Annotated in this window: 21 protein-coding genes; 8 read left to right on the top strand and 13 right to left on the bottom strand. The window is 71.3% G+C overall.

Going from position 1 to position 20,382, the window contains the following annotated elements:
* Window positions 1–17: 17 nt before the first annotated feature.
* A complete protein-coding gene (locus ACQEUU_RS34915) occupies window positions 18–170 on the bottom strand; it encodes a hypothetical protein (protein ID WP_433074260.1) in 153 nt (50 codons plus the stop codon).
* 20 nt (window positions 171–190) lie between these two features.
* Here ACQEUU_RS34915 and ACQEUU_RS34910 point away from each other — a divergent pair, with 20 nt between their 5' ends.
* The gene (locus tag ACQEUU_RS34910; protein ID WP_433074258.1) at window positions 191–541 is read left to right on the top strand and encodes an ArsR/SmtB family transcription factor; all 351 of its coding nucleotides are present in this window, start codon (window positions 191–193) and stop codon (window positions 539–541) included.
* A complete protein-coding gene (locus ACQEUU_RS34905; protein ID WP_433074255.1) occupies window positions 538–975 on the top strand; it encodes an NUDIX domain-containing protein in 438 nt (145 codons plus the stop codon). The genes ACQEUU_RS34910 and ACQEUU_RS34905 overlap by 4 nt, the downstream gene beginning before the upstream one ends.
* Window positions 976–992: 17 nt before the next feature.
* Here ACQEUU_RS34905 and ACQEUU_RS34900 read toward each other — a convergent pair whose 3' ends face one another.
* From ACQEUU_RS34900 to ACQEUU_RS34880, 5 genes are all read right to left on the bottom strand, one after another.
* Window positions 993–1,769: a hypothetical protein gene (locus ACQEUU_RS34900; protein ID WP_433074252.1), complete on the bottom strand. Its 777-nt coding sequence runs from the start codon at window positions 1,767–1,769 to the stop codon at window positions 993–995.
* Window positions 1,770–1,871: 102 nt separating this feature from the next.
* Window positions 1,872–3,578, bottom strand: a complete 1,707-nt coding sequence (locus tag ACQEUU_RS34895; protein WP_433074249.1) for a tetratricopeptide repeat protein — start codon at window positions 3,576–3,578, stop codon at window positions 1,872–1,874.
* 193 nt (window positions 3,579–3,771) lie between these two features.
* Window positions 3,772–5,037, bottom strand: a complete 1,266-nt coding sequence (locus ACQEUU_RS34890) for a DMT family transporter (RefSeq protein ID WP_433074246.1) — start codon at window positions 5,035–5,037, stop codon at window positions 3,772–3,774.
* A gap of 235 nt (window positions 5,038–5,272) precedes the next feature.
* Window positions 5,273–5,758 (bottom strand): GNAT family N-acetyltransferase, encoded by a 486-nt coding sequence (locus ACQEUU_RS34885; protein WP_433074243.1) that lies wholly within the window; start codon window positions 5,756–5,758, stop codon window positions 5,273–5,275.
* Window positions 5,755–7,323 carry an XRE family transcriptional regulator gene (locus ACQEUU_RS34880; protein ID WP_433074240.1) on the bottom strand — a complete coding sequence of 523 codons (1,569 nt, stop codon included), beginning with the start codon at window positions 7,321–7,323 and terminating at the stop codon, window positions 5,755–5,757. The genes ACQEUU_RS34885 and ACQEUU_RS34880 overlap by 4 nt, the downstream gene beginning before the upstream one ends.
* A 275-nt stretch (window positions 7,324–7,598) precedes the next feature.
* Here ACQEUU_RS34880 and ACQEUU_RS34875 point away from each other — a divergent pair, with 275 nt between their 5' ends.
* The 4 genes from ACQEUU_RS34875 (at window position 7,599) to ACQEUU_RS34860 (ending at window position 11,092) form a co-directional block, all read left to right on the top strand.
* Entirely contained in the window at window positions 7,599–7,877 is a 279-nt protein-coding gene (locus tag ACQEUU_RS34875; protein WP_270155417.1) for a hypothetical protein, read from the top strand.
* A gap of 315 nt (window positions 7,878–8,192) precedes the next feature.
* Window positions 8,193–9,176: a mechanosensitive ion channel family protein gene (locus ACQEUU_RS34870; protein ID WP_433074236.1), complete on the top strand. Its 984-nt coding sequence runs from the start codon at window positions 8,193–8,195 to the stop codon at window positions 9,174–9,176.
* A 9-nt stretch (window positions 9,177–9,185) separates the two neighbouring features.
* A complete protein-coding gene (locus tag ACQEUU_RS34865) occupies window positions 9,186–9,566 on the top strand; it encodes a globin (protein ID WP_433074233.1) in 381 nt (126 codons plus the stop codon).
* Window positions 9,567–9,583: 17 nt separating this feature from the next.
* Window positions 9,584–11,092, top strand: a complete 1,509-nt coding sequence (locus ACQEUU_RS34860; RefSeq protein ID WP_433074230.1) for a glycoside hydrolase family 13 protein — start codon at window positions 9,584–9,586, stop codon at window positions 11,090–11,092.
* Here the strand turns inward: ACQEUU_RS34860 and ACQEUU_RS34855 are convergent.
* The gene (locus ACQEUU_RS34855) at window positions 11,089–12,270 is read right to left on the bottom strand and encodes an MFS transporter (protein WP_433074227.1); all 1,182 of its coding nucleotides are present in this window, start codon (window positions 12,268–12,270) and stop codon (window positions 11,089–11,091) included. The two genes, ACQEUU_RS34860 and ACQEUU_RS34855, sit on opposite strands and share 4 nt — an antisense overlap.
* Window positions 12,267–12,641, bottom strand: a complete 375-nt coding sequence (locus ACQEUU_RS34850; protein WP_433074505.1) for an acyl-CoA thioesterase — start codon at window positions 12,639–12,641, stop codon at window positions 12,267–12,269. The genes ACQEUU_RS34855 and ACQEUU_RS34850 overlap by 4 nt, the downstream gene beginning before the upstream one ends.
* A gap of 152 nt (window positions 12,642–12,793) precedes the next feature.
* On the opposite strand from ACQEUU_RS34850, the gene ACQEUU_RS34845 reads away from it, so the two are divergent.
* The gene (locus ACQEUU_RS34845; protein ID WP_433074224.1) at window positions 12,794–13,699 is read left to right on the top strand and encodes an SDR family oxidoreductase; all 906 of its coding nucleotides are present in this window, start codon (window positions 12,794–12,796) and stop codon (window positions 13,697–13,699) included.
* Here the strand turns inward: ACQEUU_RS34845 and ACQEUU_RS34840 are convergent.
* Window positions 13,686–14,288 carry a TetR/AcrR family transcriptional regulator gene (locus ACQEUU_RS34840; protein ID WP_433074221.1) on the bottom strand — a complete coding sequence of 201 codons (603 nt, stop codon included), beginning with the start codon at window positions 14,286–14,288 and terminating at the stop codon, window positions 13,686–13,688. The genes ACQEUU_RS34845 and ACQEUU_RS34840 overlap by 14 nt on opposite strands.
* 103 nt (window positions 14,289–14,391) lie before the next feature.
* Here ACQEUU_RS34840 and ACQEUU_RS34835 point away from each other — a divergent pair, with 103 nt between their 5' ends.
* Window positions 14,392–15,546, top strand: a complete 1,155-nt coding sequence (locus tag ACQEUU_RS34835) for an acyl-CoA dehydrogenase family protein (RefSeq protein ID WP_433074219.1) — start codon at window positions 14,392–14,394, stop codon at window positions 15,544–15,546.
* A gap of 80 nt (window positions 15,547–15,626) precedes the next feature.
* Here the strand turns inward: ACQEUU_RS34835 and ACQEUU_RS34830 are convergent, their stop codons facing one another.
* From ACQEUU_RS34830 to ACQEUU_RS34815, 4 genes are all read right to left on the bottom strand, one after another.
* Window positions 15,627–16,136: a VOC family protein gene (locus ACQEUU_RS34830; RefSeq protein WP_433074216.1), complete on the bottom strand. Its 510-nt coding sequence runs from the start codon at window positions 16,134–16,136 to the stop codon at window positions 15,627–15,629.
* A gap of 164 nt (window positions 16,137–16,300) precedes the next feature.
* Window positions 16,301–17,965 carry an energy-dependent translational throttle protein EttA gene (ettA, locus tag ACQEUU_RS34825; protein WP_433074213.1) on the bottom strand — a complete coding sequence of 555 codons (1,665 nt, stop codon included), beginning with the start codon at window positions 17,963–17,965 and terminating at the stop codon, window positions 16,301–16,303.
* A gap of 65 nt (window positions 17,966–18,030) precedes the next feature.
* Window positions 18,031–19,317, bottom strand: a complete 1,287-nt coding sequence (locus tag ACQEUU_RS34820) for a GGDEF domain-containing protein (RefSeq protein ID WP_433074210.1) — start codon at window positions 19,315–19,317, stop codon at window positions 18,031–18,033.
* Window positions 19,318–19,718: 401 nt separating this feature from the next.
* On the bottom strand, window positions 19,719–20,285 hold the full coding sequence (locus ACQEUU_RS34815; RefSeq protein ID WP_433074207.1) for a single-stranded DNA-binding protein: 567 nt from the start codon (window positions 20,283–20,285) through the stop codon (window positions 19,719–19,721).
* Window positions 20,286–20,382 lie beyond the last annotated feature (97 nt).

The following is a 20,382-nucleotide window of genomic DNA, read 5'->3' as shown; positions in this document are numbered from 1 at the left end:
GGCGCGGGAGGGCCTCGTCAGAGGCCGAGGGTGGGGGCGAGGCGCTCCAGCTGGCGCGGCGCGTCGTCGGGGTCGGGGCCGTCTGGCGACAGCGGCTGGACCGCCACGTGGTCGGCGCCCGCGTCGAGGTGGGCGTGCGATCGTGCGGGTGGCCCCGACGCGCTCCTCATGAGTACGATGTTCGATCGAGATGGAACACTACACCGAGGTTCGACCGCCATCGAACACGACACGTCCTCCTTCACACGTCTCCCCCGTCGAGGCGACCCTCCAGGCCGCCCTCGACGCGCTCGGCGACCCCATCCGCCGCCGCATCGTCCGCCAGCTGGCCGGAGCGCCCGACTGGACCCATCCCTGCGGCGCCTTCCACCAGCTGCCCGTGGCCAAGTCCACGCTCAGCCACCACTTCGCCGTGCTGCGCGGCGTGGGGCTGCTGGAGCAGCGCGACGAGGGGCCGCGCCGGCTCAACCGGCTGCGCGCGCCCGAGTTCGAGTCCCGCTTCCCCGGCCTGCTGCGCCTCGTCCTGGAGGAGGAGAAGTGACGGCCGTCAACGCCCGGCCCGCCGCCCGCGTGGTCTGTCTCGACCGTGACGACAGGGTGCTGCTCATCCACTGGTACGACAAGGTCAGCGGCGCCGATCTGTGGGAGCCGCCCGGCGGCGGCATCGAGTCCGGCGAGACGCCTCTGCAGGCGGCCCGGCGGGAGCTGACCGAGGAGACCGGCCTGCCGGGCTCGGCCGTCGAGGACCGGTGGGTGGCGGTCGAGCGCGACTTCCCGTGGCTGGGCGTGCGCTACGTGAAGAGCGAGCGCTTCTACCTCGCCCGCTTCGCCGCCGCCCGCCCGCCGGTGGACCCCGGCGAGCTCACGGACGAGGAGCGCGAGGCCTATCTGGGCTGTCAGTGGGTGGAGCGCCTGCCCGGCAGCGTGCAGCCGCCGGAGCTGGCGCAGGTGATCGAGCGCCTCACCGCGCCCTGACCCCGGGCGCGACCCCCTTACGCCTGGTGGCCCAGTTCCGCCAGCGACACGGTCAGCAGCGAGCGGAGCAGCGACCCCGACACCCGCTCGTGCTCCGACTCGACCGACATGCCGGCCAGCACGTCGGCGCGGTAGGACTCCCGCGCGCCCGCGTCGGCGTACGGCTGGGCGGTCAACGCGACCACGACCGTCGCGCGGGTCCCCTCCGAGGGCAGCACGGCCACGGCGTGGGTACGCAGGCAGGTCTCGTCCGGCTCGCCGAACCAGCCGCACTTGACCCCCGATCCCGGCGCGCCCAGCGCCTCCCGTACGCCGAACGCCTGGTCGCCCGACACCTGCCGCATCCACGCCAGCACGTCGCCCGCCACCGGGTCGCCGGCCAGCGCCGCCTGGGCGAGCGCGGCGTACGCGGTCGCCACCTCCTCGGCGGCCACCTCGATCGAGCCGAACCGCGACGGGTCGCCGTTGTGCATCGGCCAGGAGACCCCGGTGCGCTGGTAGATGTCGTCCAGGATGACCAGCGGGCCGACCGCCAGCCACAGGCTGCGGGTGTCGGCGTTCGACGAGACGACGACCGCGGGCTCGGCGTGACGGCGCCACCGTTCGGCGTCGGGGATGCGCCCCGCCGTCACCCACGCGTACAGCGGCTTGAGCAGGGAGGCGCAGCGCAGCCGGTGCGGGCCGGAGCGCACGGCCACGGTCCGGGCGGGCGGGCCGCCGTGCCCCCGGCTGACACCGGCCGCCTGGGCGCCCGCTCCCGGCTGGAGATCGCAGAGCAGCTCGTTGAAGGCCACGCGCCCACGCTAGCCCGCGAGCCACCCCGGAGAGTGGCGATTCGGCTCACTTCCGCAGCCGAGCCGGTAACAGGGCGAACTCAGGGGCGGCCCGCGGACGGCTCACAGGGGGCCGGCGCGGGCCTCGTCGGCCGCGGCCTCCTCGGCGCGGCCGAGGGCGCGCAGGGCGACCGCCCGGTTGGCGTACAGGTCGGGCTCGGGGCCCAGCTCGATCGCCCGCGTCAGGTCGGCCACCGCCCCCGCCGGGTCCCCGGCCGCGTACCGCAGCACGCCCCGGTTGCCCCAGGCCGCCACGAGCCCGGGCGCCCGGTCGATCGCCAGGTCCAGCGCCCCGCGTGCCTCGGCCAGCCGTCCCGCCGCGGTCTCCAGCTGGCCGAGGACCGTGAGCAGGTGCGGGTTTCCTGGCGCTCGCGCGAGCCCGGCCTCGACGTCCGCCCGCGCCTCCGCGTCGCGATCCAGCGCGGCGAGCAGCCCGGCCCGGTTGATGTACGCGTCCACGTACGAGGGATCCAGCTCGATCACCCGGGCCAGGTCGGCCAGCGCCCCCGCCACGTCACCCTGGACGAGGAGCACCTCCGCCCGGTTGTAGTGCGCCTCGGGCAGCGGCGGCCCGACCCGCAGCGCCGACTCGTAGTCCGCCAGCGCCTCCTCGTGCAGGCCCAGCTTGAACAGCAGGTTGCCGCGGTCCACGTAGTAGTCGGGGAACATGGGGTCGACGGCGATCGCGGCGGAGAAGTCCTCCAGCGCCTCCTTGACCCGTCCCATCCCGGCCAGCAGCTGGGCCCGGTTGGCCAGCAGCACCATCCGGTGCACCGGGTGCCCGTCCCCCAGCTCCCGGGCGAGCTCGATGGCCGACTCGACCAGCGCCAGCGCCCGCGCCGGGCGGCCCTCCCGCAGCTCGACGAGCGCCAGCCCGTTGCGGTCGAAGCCGAGTTTGAACGCCCGCTGCCGGGGGTCCGTCAGCAGCGTGGAGATGGCGATCGCCTGGTTGATCCAGCCGCGCGCCCTGCCCAGGTCGCGCCGCTCCGGTTCGGGGTCGCGGGCGTCCAGCATGGCGAGCCCGTAGGCGGTGGCGGCGTGCACGGCCGGGTCCTGGCTGGACCGGCGGGCCCGTTCCCACACGGCCCGCGCCTCCGCCCGCCGGCCCAGGCCGCCGAGCGCGGTCGCGGTGCGCTGCAGGAGCCGCCACCACGGCTCGCGGCCGGGCTCGACCAGGGCCAGCGCCCGCTGGCCCAGCTCGGCCGCCGCGTGCAGGAACCCCTCACGTACGCACCGGTCCACGAGCGCCCACAGCTCGGCGGCGTCGCGGGTGTCGGGAGGGCGCCCGGGTCCGCCTGCGTACACGACGACCGCCAGGACCGACGCCGGGATCCTGCGCATGAGCACGTCCAGCAGCTCGGTGTCGGTGGGGTCGGCCTGGTCGGCGTTGCAGACCACCACGCACAGGCCCGGCTCCACCGCCTCCCGGACGAACTCGGCGATCCCGTTGGCCAGCCGGAGCGTGCGCCGGGGGGCGGGGACGAGGATCCGCTCGTCGTCGGGGAGCCAGGCGTCCAGGGTCACCCGCCGGGCGGGCACGAGCTCCGCCAGCGCGGGCGCCGCGGCCCTGATCTCGATGTCGTGCTCGGCCACCAGCTCGGGGCGCCGGTCGAGGGCCTCCGGCACCAGCCTGCCCAGGAGAGCCGCCCCGACGGTGTACGGACCGAGCGGCTGCCGATGACCGTCGATGGCGGGCATCAGCAGCCGCAGGTTCCCGAACCGGGAGGGCGGACCGCCCTGCGCTCTGAGATGGGACCTGTCCTTCGTCACCCCTTGTGAATGACGCTGGAGGTCCCGCCGAGGCGCGCGGTTCCGGGCTTACGGACGACGATGCGCTTCATCATGCACCTCTTCACTGGGGTATGGTTCATTATTCGGACACCCCAGCGAATATCAAGATTTATACCGTATAAGTCAGCTTATAATAACTAAACAGCGTTCGATATTTCCCCCGGCTATCGTCCTATTCCGGGCGAAACCAGCACGGGTAGGTCTCACCCGATCTTTTCTTGCTCGCCTCGTTCATCAGCTCACACAGGCATCGGCCGAGGAAGGGCACCGACTGACAGCGTCCCTCCTCCGCCTCGCCGCCGGCGCGGACGATCCGGCTGGCGCGCTCGATGAGCCGCTCCAGGCTCGGCTCCGTCGTTCCCTTGACCGCGCGGTCCCGCCAAGGGCACGCCTCGATGCCGGCGCACTCCCCCGCGGCCGCCTCGGGCAGCTCCCGGTCGCCCAGCCGCAGCGGGTCCTCGCGCTTGACCTTCAGCTCGCTGAGCACCCGGGACGCCCGCCGCGAGATCAGCAGCAGGTCACGGCGGCGCGCCTGGGGCTCGTCCAGCGGGGCCGCGCCGGGCGACGGGACCGCGAGCAGCATCGCCGCCGCCATCAGCGCGCCGCCGATCACCATGCTCCAGCCCATCTGCTCGCCGAACCAGATCACCGCGATGGCCGCCACCCAGAACGGCTGCGACGACATCAGCACGGCGCTGGGCACCGCGGGCACATGCGCCTGCCCGTACGACCGAGCCAGGAAGCCGAGCGCGCAGGAGACGACCGCCAGGTGGCCGAGCACCACCCAGTCGGACGTGCTGCCCGGGAGCGTGAGGCCGTCCCGCACGGCGGGCACCCCGGTCCCCAGGCCGATCACCCCCAGCTGGATGACGGTGAGCGCGTAGGCGTTGAACTGCTCGCCCTTCCTCGACAGGCGGGCCAGCAGCAGGGTGTGGCCGGAGTAGAGCGCGGCCGCGCCGAGCGTCACACCGAGGGCCAGCAGCGAGAAGCCGCCGCCCTCGACCCCGCGCAGCAGCGTGAACACGGTCATGCCGGCCGTCGCCAGCGCGACCCCGATCCACACCCGGAGGGGCACCTTGGCCTTGAACACCGCCAGCGCCATGATCGGCGTGATCACGACACTGCACCCGACGGCGAACCCCGAGACGGCGGCCGGCAGGTGGTCCAGCGCCATGGCCTGGGCGCTCTGCCCCACCCCGAACATGACGCCCAGCAGGACCCCGTAGCCCCACGTCCCCCGGGGGAGACCTCTGAGGCAGCCGGGCCGGATCGCGAGCAGCGTCAGGGCGGCCAGCGTGTAGCGCTCGGCGAGCAGGTCCTCGACCGGTAAGCGGGGGATGAGATCCTTCATCAGCGGGAAGGCGGAGCCCCAGGCGGCACTGACGAACAACAGGAGCACGGCGCCCGTGAGGGGCCGGGGAGCGGCCACTACTGCCATGGACGGAAGCATCCCACCACGGTCCGCGACGGCCGGATCGCGGACGGTCCGTGGTGATGCTCCTCTACCACCAAGAGTGAAGAGCCTCACTAGAGGACCGGACATCCTTATCCTCTCGACGCAGTGAACCGGCAATTCCCCACATAACGCCGCGCTCTCTCGTGTCCCATCTGTCCGTTATCGACCTCGTAAAAAGGAAAAAGCGCCCGATAGGGCCGCCTTTTTCGACATATCGCTACATTTCCGCAGATACGGGGGACAGCCGCTTCTCCCCGTGCACGACGGTCAGGGCGCCCACCCGCTCCCGCGCGACCTCCCGCCACCCGTGCCGTTCGTACAGCGCCAGCGCGGCTCCCTGGTTGAGCGTGGTGTCCCCGCGCAGCCGCTGGAAGCCCAGCTCGGCCGCGCGCCGTTCGAGCGCGGAGAGCATGGCCTCGCCGAAGCCGCGCCGCTGGACGTCCGGATGCACCCGCAGCCGGCACACCTCGGCGGTCTCACTGTCGACCGGCTTCAGCCCGCCCATGGCCACGACTCTCCCGCCGGCCTCGCCCACCAGGAAGTCTCCCCCGCACGCCAGATAGATCTCCTGGATGCGGGGGAAGTCGTCGTCGTAGTAGACGCCGTCGCCCGGCACCAGCCCCACCTCGGCGAGGCAGATCTGGTGGAGGGTCAGGAGGGTGTCGAGGTCAGACCACCTGTAGCGGCGAATCCGGAGCTTCATGCACCTCCGGACCCTTCTCCCCCGGCGGTCTGCCGGGGGCGCAGTTGCTCCTGGTAGGCGGGCAGGGCCGGATGGCCGGGGTCACGGGCCATGATCGACTGCTCCAGCGCGACGGCGGGACGCAGGATGAAGTCGGTGCGGTACTCGTCGCCCAGCAGGCTCAGCGCCTCGGTGGCGATGCGCAGCGCCTCACCCGTCTCCCCCTCGATCAGCCTGCACTGGGCCTGGTCCAGCCTGATCAGCGTCTGGTCGAGGATGTGGTCCTGATACTGGTGGAGGGCCTGGTCGAGGATGACCTCCGCCTCCAGGGTCTGGCCGAGCTTGGTGAGCACGTCGCCCTGGTAGAAGTAGAGCTGCTTCTCGGTGTAGCCGAAGCAGACGTCCTCGCGCTCGCCCTCCTTGATGTGGGAGAAGGCGCTGCGCGCCCGCGCGAGCGCGCGCTTGGCCTGGTCGACGACCTCCTTGCGGCTGTCGGTGCCCGAGAGCACGGCCAGCGCCCTGGCCTCGACGACCGGGGCCATGGCCTGCGCCGCGCACGGGGTCTGACCGGCCAGGTCACGGCTCTTCTTGGCGAGGTTGAGCGCCTCGCGGGCGTCGCCGTAGTACAGCGGGACGAGCGCCTCGCGCGCGGTCACCCACGCGCGCAGCGCCCGGTCGCCGGTCTCGTCGGCCGCGATGCGTCCGGTGCGGAAGAACGACCGGGCGAGCCGGTGGTCGCCCAGGTTGATCATGATCATCCCGCTCAGCCCGGAGAGCTGCGCGGCCATCCGGCACAGGCGCTCCTGGAGATCGATCGGCTGGCGCCGGCACATCGCGTTGCGTACCGCGCTCAGCTCCAGCAGCACGTCGCAGAGCAGCCGGAGCGGCGCCGTGGTCGTGTACTGCCGGCCGAAGGCGAGCGTGGCCTCCTCCCACTGGTCCAGCATGGCGGGGGAGACGGTGGACGACACGAGCGTGGAGTCCATCCGCCGCCGGATGCCCTCACAGGCGCCCAGCACCCGCCCGTCGAGGTCGTTGGCCCCGGGTTTCTTGCCCAGGATCGCTAATAGCTTGTGGCGGAGGGTGTGTTCGTCCCCCTCGCTGTCGCTGTTCTTGTCGGGATGCGACGACGGCGTGCGCAGCTCGGTCGGCTCGGGCAGCGCCGCGCCGTGGCGGCCATGGAGGTCGGCGCCCGGCAGGACGCCGGGCATCCGGTGGCCGTGGCCGCAGATGCACGGGCCGTCGTAGCCCAGAGAGGGGGGCTCGACGCGGTAGACGGTGCACAGATAGTGGAGATACTCGGGGCCGGGGCGCTTGAGCCCGCTCTCGTACGCCGACAGCAGGGTCTCCCCGATGCCCGGCGCCGGCTTCTCGTCGCGTTCGAACAGCGCTCTGACCTGTTCGATGACGTCGGCGAGGGCGATGCCGTGGGCGAGACGGTGACTCTTGATCTTCGTCGTGGCGAACTGCGCGCCGCACGTCTCGTGGATCTCCTCGGCGATCTGGGCGGCGGTGCGGCCGGTGGCGAGGCCCTTGGCCCTGATCCGCCGCGCCATCTCCGTTTCCCGGTGTTGTCTGCCGGACATCCCGGCCCCTCTCACGCATCCATCCTGACCGGCTCTCACCCTAGTCACTGAGAGTAGCGTCCAGGTTGCAGTCCGCCTAGATGCGACTATGGCGCAAGGTTGACTCGTTGAAAACGCCTTCCCGAAAGTAACGGATAAGAATCGTCCCCCCACGGACTGTTTCTTCCATTCCCGGAGTGAAAGGCGACTCCCCGTGACCGGTTGTGCGCGTTGCGCCGACAGGCGACATGAGTCATCTTGGGCCCACCAGCAACGATTCGAGGGAGGACTGAAAGGTGGGGGACGACAACTTCGGGCATCTTGAGCGCCTGGTGTCGGAGCTCGACGCCCGCGGGTTGCTCGCACGAGTGGTACGGGCGCAGAGCGGCAGGCTCTTCGTCCGGGTGATCAATCCGAACGCGACCAGCCTGTCCGAGAGCGTCACCTGTCGCCCGGGAACCGACCTGCCGGACTGGTGGTACTGCTGGTCCTGGGGCGAACGGCTGCACACGGCCGACGACCCGGCCGGCGCCGCGACCAAGGTCGCCCGCGTGCTCGCCGCGGTGGGAGAGTGATCCGGAGGCGATCCGGGCGGAACGCAGCCGCCCCGCCGCCTCCCATCACAGAGAGTGACGACTGATAGCTATTTTTCGGTCTTCCCGAAAACCGATCCCCCTCCCCCTCAAACGGCACGGGTCATGCTTCCGGGTGCGTGGCCCGTCCGAGCCGCACGTCATCGGAGCGTCAGGTTCCTCCCTCCGCGGCCCAGGGCCTGACGACCCCGTCTTCCCCGGCGTGATGTGACGGCGGCCGGTTCGACCGGCGGTAGATTTTGGGGCGTACGTGGCCCCGTGCCGCCGGTCGAACCGCTTTTCGGAGGAGGATCTTTCGTGTCCCTGCTGTCCCCGCCATCACCCGAGCCGACGACGTCCATGGTTCCGGACCTCGACGAGGTGAGCACCAAGATGGCGGAAATCTGCGAGGGGGACGCACTCCTCTGCTCCGTGCTGGCCGGCTGGATGGACAACGCCAGCTGGGCCCCGCTCGTGGCGAGCGCGATCACCATCCTGCTGATCGTGATCCTCGGCTTCGTGGTCCGCAACATCGCCAACCGCCTCATCACGCGGGTCGTCGGCCGCGCCGCCACCCGCCCGGTGGGCCGCTTCCGCAAGGGCGCGACCACGGCCGGCGTGGACGCCCTGCTGCACGAGCGGCGCAAGCAGCGGGCCGAGACCATGGGGTCGGTGCTCAAGCACGTGGCCACCATCGTCATCCTCGGCACGACCCTGCTGACCGTGCTCGACCGGCTGACCATCCCCATCGCGCCGCTGCTCACCAGCGTCGGCATCCTCGGCGTGGCCATCGGCTTCGGCGCCCAGGAGCTCGTCAAGGACTTCATCGCAGGCATGTTCATGCTGCTGGAGGACCAGTACGGGGTGGGCGACGTGATCGACGCGGGCACGGCGGTCGGCACCGTCGAGGCGGTCACCCTGCGCATCACGCGGCTGCGCGACGAGGACGGCCGGGTCTGGTACGTCCGCAACGGCACCATCACCCGCGTCGGCAACGAGTCGCAGGGCTGGTCGCGCGCCTACATGGACGTGCCCGTCGCCTACGACAGCGACATCACCACCGTGCGGGTGCTGCTGGAGCACGTCGCCGAGGAGATGTGGGCCGACGCCGAGCTGCGCGAGGCGGCGATCGTGGAGCAGCCGCAGGTGTTCGGCGTGGAGCAGCTCTCCGACAGCCGCCTGGTCTTCCGCGTGTCGGTCAAGACGCTGCCCGCCAAGCAGGGTGAGGTGGCGCGGGAGCTGCGGCTGCGGATCAAGTCCGCGCTCGACGCCGCGGGCGTCCCCATGGTCGCCGGCGCATAGGCTGGAGCCGTGACTGAAACCTCCTTCTATGAGGCCGTCGGGGGCGAGGAGACGTTCCGCCGGCTCGTGCGCCGTTTCTACGAAGGGGTGGCGGACGACCCGCTGCTGCGCCCGATGTACCCCGACGCGGACCTGGAGGGCGCGGAGGAGCGGCTGCGCAAGTTCCTGGTCCAGTACTGGGGCGGCCCCACCACCTACAGCCAGGAGCGCGGACACCCGAGGCTGCGCATGCGGCACGTGCCGTTCGTGATCGGCCAGCAGGAGCGCGACGCCTGGCTCAAGCACATGCGCGACGCGGTCGACGATCTCGGGCTGAGCGAGGAGCAGGAGAACCGGCTCTGGACCTACCTCGTGAACGCCGCCCACAGTCTGGTGAACTCTCCTACATAGCGGGCATGACACGCCACATGGATATCCCCTGGTGGCGTGATGCCGTCGTCTATGAGATCTACGTCCGCAGCTTCGCCGACGCCTCAGGAGACGGCGTCGGCGATCTCTCCGGGGTACGCGAGCGCCTGCCCTACCTGAAGGACCTGGGGGTCGACGCCGTCTGGCTGACCCCCTTCTACCCCTCCCCCATGGCCGACGGCGGTTACGACGTGGCCGACTACCGCGACGTCGACCCGCTGTTCGGCACCCTGGCCGACTTCGACGCGCTGGTGGCCGACGCGCACGCCCTCGGGCTGCGGGTGCTGGTGGACCTCGTGCCCAACCACAGCTCGTCGGAGCACCCGTGGTTCCAGGCCGCGCTGCGCGGCGAGGGCCGCGACCGCTACGTCTTCCGCGACCGGCCCAACAACTGGCAGTCCACGTTCAGCGGCCCGGCCTGGACCCAGGTCGACGACGGTTCCTGGTATCTGCACCTGTTCGCCCCCGAGCAGCCGGATTTCAACTGGCGCAATCCCGAGGTCCGCGAGGAGTTCCTCGACATCCTGCGGTTCTGGCTCGACAAGGGCGTGGACGGGTTCCGCATCGACGTGGCGATGGGGCTGTTCAAGGAGGAAGGGCTGCCGGACGTCGGCGACCAGTCGTTCGCCTCCCGCTCGCCGGTGTGGGGCCGGCCGGAGGTGCACGACGTCTACCGCGACTGGCGGGCACTGCTCGACACCTACCCGGGCGAGCGGATGGCGGTGGGCGAGGTGTGGACCGACACGCTGGAGGACCTGGCGCTGTACGTGCGTCCCGACGAGCTGCACCAGAGCTTCAACTTCGCCTGGCTGCAGGCTCCCTGGTCGGCGGCGGCGTTCCGCAAGGTGATCGACGACACGATGGCGACGGTCCCGTTCGCGACCTGGGTGCTGTCCAACCACGACGTGGTACGTCACCGCACCCGTTACGGCACGGCCGACCCCGGCACCGGCATGGCGCGGGCCAAGGCCGCCCTGCTGGCGACGCTGGCCCTGCCCGGGTCGGCGTATCTCTACCAAGGGGAGGAACTCGGACTCCCGGAGGTGGAGAATCTTCCCCCAGAGGCGCGGCAGGACCCGGTGTTCAAGCGCTCGGCGGGCAAGCTGCCCGGCCGCGACGGCTGCCGCGTGCCGATCCCGTGGTCGGCTCGGGGCGACTCGTACGGGTTCTCGCCCGAGGGGGTCAAGCCGTGGCTGCCGCAGCCGGAGGAGTTCGCCGAGCTGAGCGTGGCCCGGCAGACGGGCGACCCCGGCTCGACCCTGGAGTTCTACCGGAGCGCTCTGGCCTGCCGGCGGGAGCTGGGGCGGACCGTCCCGTACGAGCTGGAGTGGCTGGAGTCGCCCGAGGACGTGCTGACGTTCGCGCGCGGCTCGCTGGTCTGCGTGCTCAACTGCGGGACCGAGGCGGTGCCGCTGCCCCCGCACAAGAGCGTGCTGCTGTCCAGCGGCCCGGTCAGCGGGGCCCTGCCGCCCGACACGGCCGTCTGGCTGGAGCGCGAAACCGGCTAGGGGGACCGGGTGGCGCGCTCGTGGCGGACCGGGATGACCGGGATCGAGATCAGCGTGCAGGCCAGCCCCACCGCGAAGGCGGCCCAGTAGCCGGCCTGGGTGATCAGCACCCCGGCGAGGGGCGCCACGGCCAGGGCGACCACGTTCTGGGCCGTGTTGTGCGTGCCGAGCACCCGGCCGGCCGCCGCCGGGCCGGCCAGCTCGCCCGCCGCGAGGTAGGCCAGCCCGTTCCCGGCCACGCTGACCACCGCGGCCAGCGCCAGCATGACCACGCCCAGCCAGGATCGCCCGTACGTGCCGAGCACGAGCAGGGCGAGGGCGGCGAGCGTGGTGAGGGTGAGCAGGCGCAGCGGCGCCATCCGCAGCCCGGTCAGGTCGGACCAGCGGCCCGCCGCGACCCGCGTGACGGCCCCGGCGACGGCCGCTGCCGCGAACAGCCGCCCGGCCGCCACACCGTCCCACCCGTACACCTCGACCAGGCAGACGACCCCGTACGTGCCGACGATGATCTGCGGCACCACGTGCAGCGCGCTCGTGGCGTGCACGCGCCAGAGCGTGGGCTGCCGGTACGGGGACCCGGCGGGCGTCCTGGCGGAGCCGCCGGCGGCGTGCGGCGGCTCGGCCAGGAACGCGGCCGCCAGCACGGCGGCCAGCAGGCAGACGCCCGAGCAGACCAGCATGACCCCGGAGATGCCGTACGCCCGCGCCACGGGCGGGAGGGTGAAACCGGCCACGGCGATGCCGAGGGTGTAGGAGATCTGCCGCACCCCCATGGCCACGCCGCGCTCGGGCGGCTCGAACCAGCGCAGCACGATCCGGCCGCCGCCGACCAGCGCGGCGCAGCCCGCCGCCCCGGCCAGGGCGAGCAGCGCCACCACCGCCCAGGCGCGCTCGGCGACGGCCGCGGCGGCGAACAGCAGGGCGGCGCTCCCGACGCCGAGGCCGAGCACCAGCCGCTCGCCGTAGCGGTCGGCCAGCGCGCCCCAGGCGACCAGCGCGAACAGGATGCCGATGCCGGGGGCGTTGGCGATGACCCCGGCCACCGGCAGGGAGACGCCGAAGTGGCGCTGCACGTCGGGGATCACCAGGGGCAGCCCGGACAGGCCGAGGGTGACGCCGGCGTGCGCGTTGACCCCGAGCGCCAGCATGACCCAGCGCCGGCGGTGCGGGGCGGTCACGCGAAGCGCTTGAGGTACGCCATCTCGTCCTCGGTGAGCCGGCGCGGCGCCGCCCGCTCGGCGTCGTAGGCCACCATCGTCGACAGGGCCGTGACGTACACCTCGTCGTCGTCGCGGATCTCGTAGCGCAGCGTGAACCGCACCCGGCCGAGCTCGGTCACCCAGGTCTCGACCCGTACCGGTTCGGCGCGGAAGCCGAGCGGCCGCCGGTAGTCGATCTCGTGGCGGGCCACGACCAGCCCTTTGAAGGGGGGATCGCCTGCTTTGTAAGGATCGACGTGCAGCATGCCCCAGCGGGCGTCCTCCAGGTAGTCGAAGAAGCGGACATTGTTCACGTGTCCTTGCGAATCGATGTCCGCGAATCGCACCATGCGGGAGAAGACGTGCCGTTGCGCCAGGGGATGTTCAACCACGAAGGCAACGGTACCGGTTCACCTTCCGCGTCCTGAGGGGCCCTACCATTTCTAGATTTAGTTACTAGAATTTGGTTCGTCATCAGTCAGGCCGAGGATCGAGGTGTCGGATGAGCGGGATCGCCGAGGGGCGCGTGGTGGTCGTCACGGGCGCGGCCAGGGGCATCGGCCGGGGGCACGCGCTGGAGTTCGCCCGCCAGGGCGCCAAGGTGGTGGTCAACGACCTGGGCGCGGAGGTCGACGGGACCGGCTCCTCGGGGGCGGCGGCGGAGGTCGTCGCGGAGATCGAGGCCATGGGCGGGGAGGCGATCGTCAACGGCGAGGACGTCGCCGACTTCGACGGCGCCCGGCGGCTGGTCGAGGCCGCCGTCGAGCGCTTCGGCGACCTGCACGTGCTCGTCAACAACGCCGGCATCCTGCGCGACCGGATGCTGTTCAACATGAGCGCCGAGGAGTGGGACGCGGTCGTCCGGGTGCACCTGCGCGGCACGTTCGCCCCGCTGCGCCACGCCGCCGCCTACTGGCGCGAACGGGCCAAGGCAGGCGCGCCCGTCGACGCCCGGGTCATCAACACCACCTCGTCCTCCGGCATCTACGGCAACCCCGGCCAGGGGAACTACGGCGCGGCCAAGGCCGGCATCGCGGGCCTGACCGTCATCGCCGCCAGGGAGCTGGAACGCTACGGCGTCACGGTCAACGCCATCGCGCCGACCGCGCTGACCCGGATGACCGACGGCCTCATCCCCGGCGACGCCGACGCGGACCCGGGCGACGTGGCCCCGCTCGTGGTCTGGCTGGGCAGCGCGGAGTCGCGCGGCATCACCGGCCGGGTGTTCAACGTGCGGGCCGGGCGGATCAGCGTGGCCGAGGGCTGGCACGCCGGCCCCGGGGTGGACAAGGGCGCCCGCTGGGACCCGGCGGAGCTGGGCGAGGTGATCGCCGCGCTGGTCGGCAAGGCCGCGCCGAACGCGCTGACCAACGGCGAGATCCCCGGCCGGGAGGTCACCGGATCGTGAGCGGGTCGAGGCGGCGGATCAGCGTCATCGCCGCCTCGGCCACCTCGCGGGCGTCCTCCTCGGAGTCGCTGGTGGCGACCTCGCGGGCGGCCTCGCCGATGATGCTGGTCAGCACCGTCACGGTGAACCGATCGAGCGGTTCGCCGCCGGACCCGAGCAGCACGGCGTTCTGCCGTACCCACTCGCGGTTGCGCGTGCGGCGGATCAGCTCGAAGCCGGGCGGCCCGTCGCCCTCGATGAACAGCCGGACCAGGTCGCGCCGCTCCCACGCGCCGTCGAGGTAGGCGCGGGCGCCGGCGATGAGCAGCTCGACGGGGTCGGTGACGCCCTCCTGCTTGGCGCGCGCCACGCTGGCGCTCGCGGCCTGCTCGTGAGCCGCCTGATGGTCCTCGTAGAGGGCCAGGAACAGCTCGGTCTTGCCGCCGAAGTGGTGGTAGAGGCTGCCCACGCTGGAGCGGGCGCGGGCGACGACCTCGGAGACGTTGGCCTCGGCGAAGCCGTGCTCGCCGAACACCTCTCGCGCCGCCTGGAGCATGCTCTTGCGGGTCTGCGCCGTGCGGCTCCACTCCCACGAGGTCTTCCGTGCCATGCGAGTATCTTAGGGCCGTTGAATTCTAGAATCGAATTCTTGACACGCGCCACGCCAGAGCCGAACCTTGTCCTAGAGGTTTGTTCTAGGAAATGAGGCGGCCGTGGACTTCTCGCTCAGCGCCGAGGAACGGCAGATCAGGGACACAGTCCGCGCGTTCGTGGAGCGAGAGGTCATGCCGCTGGAGCCGGACGTGCTGCGCAACGAACGCGCCGGCCGCCCCGCGCTCGACCCCGACGTCCACGAGGAGCTGCGCGACAAGGCACGCAAGACCGGCCTGTGGGGCATCAACACCCCTGAGGAGTACGGCGGCGCCGCGCTCGGACCCATCATGTCCGCGATCATCGCCATGGAGCTGGGCCGCACGTTCGTGCCGTTCACCTTCGGCGGGACCGCCGACAACATCCTGTACGCGGGCACCGAGGAGCAGAAGCGCCGCTACCTGATCCCCACCATCGAGGGCGAGCGCCGCTCCTGCTTCGCCATCACCGAGCCGGGCGCGGGCTCCGACGCCCGCAACATCCGCGCCAGGGCCGTACGCGACGGCGCCGAATGGGTCATCAACGGGGAGAAGACGTTCATCACCGGCGGCAACGAGGCCGACTTCGTCATGGTGTTCGCCGTCACCGAGCCGTACGGGGTCACCTGCTTCCTCGTCGACCGCGACATGGGCTGGACGTCCGAGCCCATCCCCACCATGGGCGAGTGGGGGCCCGCGTCCCTGGTGTTCCAGGACGTCCGGGTGCCGGAGGAGAACATCCTGGGCGAGCTGGGCAAGGGCTTCGAGCTGGCCATGCAGTGGATCGGCCAGGGCCGCTACATGATCCCCGCCAGGGCCATCGGCTCGGCCGAGCGCATGCTGGGCATGGCCATCGAGTACGCCAAGATCCGCAAGTCCATGGGCCAGGCGATCGCCGGCTACCAGGCCATCCAGTGGATGATCGCCGACTCGCAGGTGGAGATCGAGGCGGCCAAGTGGCTCACCCTCTACGCGGCCTGGCGCGTCCAGGAGGGCATGGACGCCCGGCACGCCGCCTCGATCGCCAAGCTGAACGGCGCCGTCATGGCCAACCAGGTCGTCGACCGGGTGCTGCAGATCCACGGCGGCATGGGCTACACCAAGGAGCTGCCGATCGAGCGGTGGTACCGCGAGCTGCGGCTGCTGCGGATCTTCGAGGGCACCGACGAGATCCAGCGCCGCACGATCGCGCGCAATCTCATCAAGGGCCACGCCCGGCTGGGGACGATCGGGGAATGACGTCCGCCGCGCCGGCGGACGATCACGTGCGAGCGGGTCCGGCCCCCGCGGAGACGCGGGGCCGGGAGGGTCGACGTCGCTCAGGGGCTCGGGACGCCGTTGCCGTTCCTGCCGTTCCCGGCCAGCACCTCCTCCAGCGTCGCCCTCGGCCCGTCCGGGCGGGGGCCCACCTGGGCCAGCTGGATGAGCACCCCGTGCGCCTCCTTGGGGTGCAGGAACACCTCCCGCCAGCGAGGTTCCGACAGGTTCAGCCCGTGCAGCCGGTAGCCCCGCTCGGTCAGCCGCGCCACGGCCGCGTCGATGTCGCTCACGTGGAAGTTGAGGTGGTGCACGCCGCCCCGGCCCCGGGTCAGCTCGAAGAAGCTGTCGAAGAACGTCGACCCGGCCAGCGGCTCCATCAGCTCGATCTTGCTGCCGTTGGCATAGGCGAGCTGCAGGGTCCGGTATCCGGCCGTCCGGTTGTCCCCGCCTCCCCCGAGGTGCCGCCCGCGGAGCAGATCGTGGTAGATCGGCAGCAGGTCCCTGATGCGCGGCGCGGCCACGGCCGTGTGGTCGAAGGCCACCTCGATGCCGTCCAGTTCGAGCTCCACCCGGACTCCTTCCCCTGATGAGAATCTAGAATCAGATTCTAGACATTCCGCTCGGTCCCTCGCACCCCCACGTCGCCCGCTCCGCCCGGTCGCGGGCCGAAACGCCGAATCCCGCACGGGACACTCCCCGTGCGGGATTCGGGTGGCCGTGAGGACCTAGCGGGTCAGTCGCGGTGCAGCTTCCGGTAGGTCACCCGGTGCGGCCGGGCCGCGTCGGCGCCCAGTCGTTCGATCTTGTTCTTCTCGTAGTCGGCGAAGTTGCCCTCGAACCAGAACCAGTTGGACCCTTCCTCCCACGCCAGGATGTGCGTGGCGATCCGGTCGAGGAACCACCGGTCGTGGGAGGTGATGACGGCGCAGCCGGGGAAGTCGAGCAGCGCGCTCTCCAGCGAGGACAGCGTCTCGGTGTCGAGGTCGTTGGTGGGCTCGTCGAGCAGCAGCACGTTGCCGCCCTGCTTGAGGGTGAGCGCCAGGTTGAGCCGGTTGCGCTCGCCGCCGGACAGCACCCCCGCCTTCTTCTGCTGGTCGGGCCCCTTGAACCCGAACGCGGCGATGTAGGCGCGCGACGGCATCTCGACGGCGCCGACCTTGATGTGGTCGAGCCCGTCGGAGACGACCTCCCACACGTTCTTGCCCGGGTCGATGCCGCCCCGGCTCTGGTCGGCGTACGAGATCTTGACGGTGTCGCCGACGGTGATGGAGCCGCCGTCGGGCTGCTCGTCGCCCGTGATCATGCGGAACAGCGTGGTCTTGCCGACGCCGTTGGGGCCGATGACGCCGACGATGCCGTTACGCGGCAGGTCGAACGTGAGCTTCTCCATCAGCAGGCGGTCGCCGAAGCCCTTGGTGAGATCCTCCGCCCTGATCACCGTGGTGCCGAGGCGCGGGCCCGGCGGGATCTGGATCTCGTCGAAGTCGAGCTTGCGGTGCTTGTCGGCCTCGGCCGCCATCTCCTCGTAGCGCTGGAGCCGGGCCTTGCTCTTGGTCTGGCGGGCCTTCGGGTTGGACCGGACCCACTCCAGCTCGTCCTCCAGGCGCTTCTTGCGCTTGACGTCCTTCTGGCCCTCGACCCTGAGCCGGGCCGCCTTGGCCTCCAGGTAGGTGGAGTAGTTGCCCTCGTAGGCGAAGGCGCGGCCGCGGTCGAGCTCGAGGATCCAGCCCGCGACGTTGTCGAGGAAGTAGCGGTCGTGGGTGACGGCCAGGACGGTGCCGGCGTACTTCTCCAGGTGCTGCTCCAGCCACTGGACGCTCTCGGCGTCGAGGTGGTTGGTCGGCTCGTCCAGCAGCAGCAGGTCGGGCGCCTCCAGCAGCAGCTTGCACAGCGCCACGCGACGGCGCTCACCACCGGACAAGGAGGTCACGTCGGCGTCGGGCGGCGGACAGCGCAGCGCGTCCATCGCCTGCTCCAGCTGGCTGTCGAGATCCCACGCGTTACGGTGCTCCAGCTGCTCCTGCAGCCTGCCCATCTCGTCGAGCAACTCGTCGCTGTAGTCGGTGGCCATCTGCTCGGCGATCTCGTTGTAACGCTCGAGCATCGCCATCGTCTCGGCGACGCCCTCCTGGACGTTGCCGAGCACCGTCTTCTCCTCGTTGAGAGGAGGCTCCTGCTGGAGCATGCCCACGGAGAAGCCCGGCATCAGCCGCGCCTCGCCGTTGGACGGCTGCTCCAGGCCGGCCATCATCCGGAGCAGCGTCGACTTGCCCGTGCCGTTGGGCCCCAGGACACCGATCTTGGCCCCTGGCAGGAACGACAGGGTGACGTCGTCAAGGACAACCTTGTCGCCATGCGCCTTGCGCACGCGCTGCAACGTATAGATGTACTCCGGCATGCTATCTAGCTTAGGGGCTCCGGGCCCGAGCTTCCGCCGTCCGCGACCGCCCGCATGACCGGGGATCAGCCGGCCGTGTCGTCCCGCAGGCGGGTCGGCGCCACCGGGAGGCAGACGCGGTTCCTCCCCAGCTCCTTGGCCCGGTAGAGGGCCAGGTCTGCGGCCGCGAGAAGCTCGATGAGGTCGTCGCCGTGGACCGCCATCAGGGCGACGCCCGCCGAGACGGTGACCGTGATGATCGCCTCGTCGGCGGGGACGGACATGCGCCCGATCCGGTGCCGCAGGCGTTCGGCGACCCGGCGGGCCTCGTGCAGGTCGGCCCTCGGCAGCAGCACGACGAACTCCTCCCCGCCGAACCGCCCCACCAGGTCGTACTCGCGCAACTGGCTGCGCAGCACCTCCGCCACGTTGATCAGCACCTGGTCGCCCGCCAGATGCCCGTAGGCGTCGTTGACCCGCTTGAAGTGGTCGATGTCGATGACCAGGAGCGCGAGCGCCTCCCCCGTCCGGCGCGCCCGCACGATCTCGGTGTCCGCCTCCCGCTGCCAGGCGGCGGCGTTGAGCAGACCGGTCTTCGCGTCGGTGCGTGCCGCGGCCTGCAACTGGGCGTGCAGGAGGCTGCGCTGCAGCAGCACGACAGGGGGGAGCGCGAGCACGAGCAGGAGGGGATGCAGCGCGCACCCGACGGTCACCGTGACGCCGAGGCACGACTCGACCACGTCCAGCGTGACGCTCTCCCGGTCCCAGAGCACCTCCCGCCAGCCGCCGTCGGGATTGGCGGTGTGGGCGGCGATCGCGATCAGCGTGGTGTTGATCAGCGCGAACACCACGGCGGCCAGGACCGCCACCAGGATGGTGATCGTGGTGTCGCTCTGGGTCAGCGGCCAGGCCCGCGGCGCCAGCCGGTGGAACATCAACGACGCCACGCATCCGGCCAGCCCGATCGCGGCCGCGCTGAACACCCGCCGGTGCAGCATCGCCGCCCGCACCCGCACCTGCAGCAGGGTCTGCAGCACGATCGGCGCGAGCAGCGCGTACATCGGCGGCAGCAGGAGCGCGACCGGCAGCCACCACGCCGACAGCAGGTCGCGGGACACCCCGGCGGGCATGCCGAGCCGCCTGGTGGCCTCGATGCAGATCGCGCCGCAGCTCATCAGCGCGACGAAGATCAGCGGCTCGTGCCAGCGCAAGGGCGCCGCCAGGGCCGTGAACACGATCGCGGCCAGGTCGATCACGACGATCACGCTGATGTAGGCGACCAGGGCCCGGCGTTGCCCGAGAAATGGCCACCGGGTGACCAGAGCCGACAGACCGTCACGTCGCTTTACCGAGTCGTGACTGGTCGCCGCCATCTGGACACCCCTCTCGCTAACGATGTGTAACAGAGTAGTTGCGTAGTGTGCAGTACGCGATGGGAAACGATGGCTTCGCCGGAGAAACCCTCGGGGCTATGCCTCCCTCAGGCGAAGACCCGCACCCACCACCCAGGCTCCCGTAGGCCACGCTCCACGCCCCCCGGAGACCGGGGCGAACCGGTCCCCGGAGCTACGGCGGGCTGAGCGGGCCGCAGGCACGCGTGACGGCGCCCAGCCCGAGGGGTCTCCCCAAAAAGCTTGTGGGGTTTGCGAGAACACCCACCTCAGAACGGGCGGCACGGCCCCCGGGCACACCGCGAGGAGTCCCGGGCGGACGTCAGCGCGCGGGGATGATCGGAGCGGGACGCCGGGCGGTGGCGTCCCGCCGCCGGGGCGGGTCAGGCCGCCGCTCGTTCCTCCTGCGGCCACCCGGCGTCTTCGGACTCCTTCTCGTTGTCGTCGGCGCCGATGATCCGGACCGCCGCCTCGTCCGCCGGGATCTCCCTGACCACCAGGCCCGGCCCCTTGCGGGCGCCCATCGCCCAGTCCTGGGTCTCCTCGTCGAGGCGGTCACGCATCTCCCTGCTCACCCCGGACCCGCCGGCCCGCTCGGGCTTGACGAAGGTGCCGGTGCCCCAGCGCAGGTCGTGGCCCACGGCCGAGGCCTCGATCTCGGGCATGAAACGCCGGTCGCCCTCCGGGCCGAACTCGCGGATGCGCAGTTTGCCCGACACCACCACCGGCTGGCCGACGCGGACGGACTGGGCGACGTTGTCGCCGAGGGTGCGCCAGCAGCGCACCGCGAAGCAGACCTTCTCGCCGTCGACCCACTGGCCGGACTTCCTGTCGAAGTAGCGATGGGCGGTGAGCACCCGGAGCGAGGTGACCTTGGAGCCGTCGTCGAAGGTGTATTCGCGCGGCTCCGCCGCGACGTTGCCGGTGAGCGTGATGTAGATGTCGTTCATCCGTTGCCTCCCCATGTGGCGGGCCGGGCGCCCGCGACCTGGGACTACGGTGCCGCCGGCGTCCGGCCCCGAAAGCCACCGAGCGGTGTTCTGGGGA

The organism is Nonomuraea sp. CA-218870, from assembly GCF_050936535.1.
GTDB lineage: Bacteria > Actinomycetota > Actinomycetes > Streptosporangiales > Streptosporangiaceae > Nonomuraea > Nonomuraea corallina.
The sequence above is the reverse complement of the archived record's forward strand: the minus strand, read 5'-3'. Positions and strand labels throughout refer to the sequence as shown.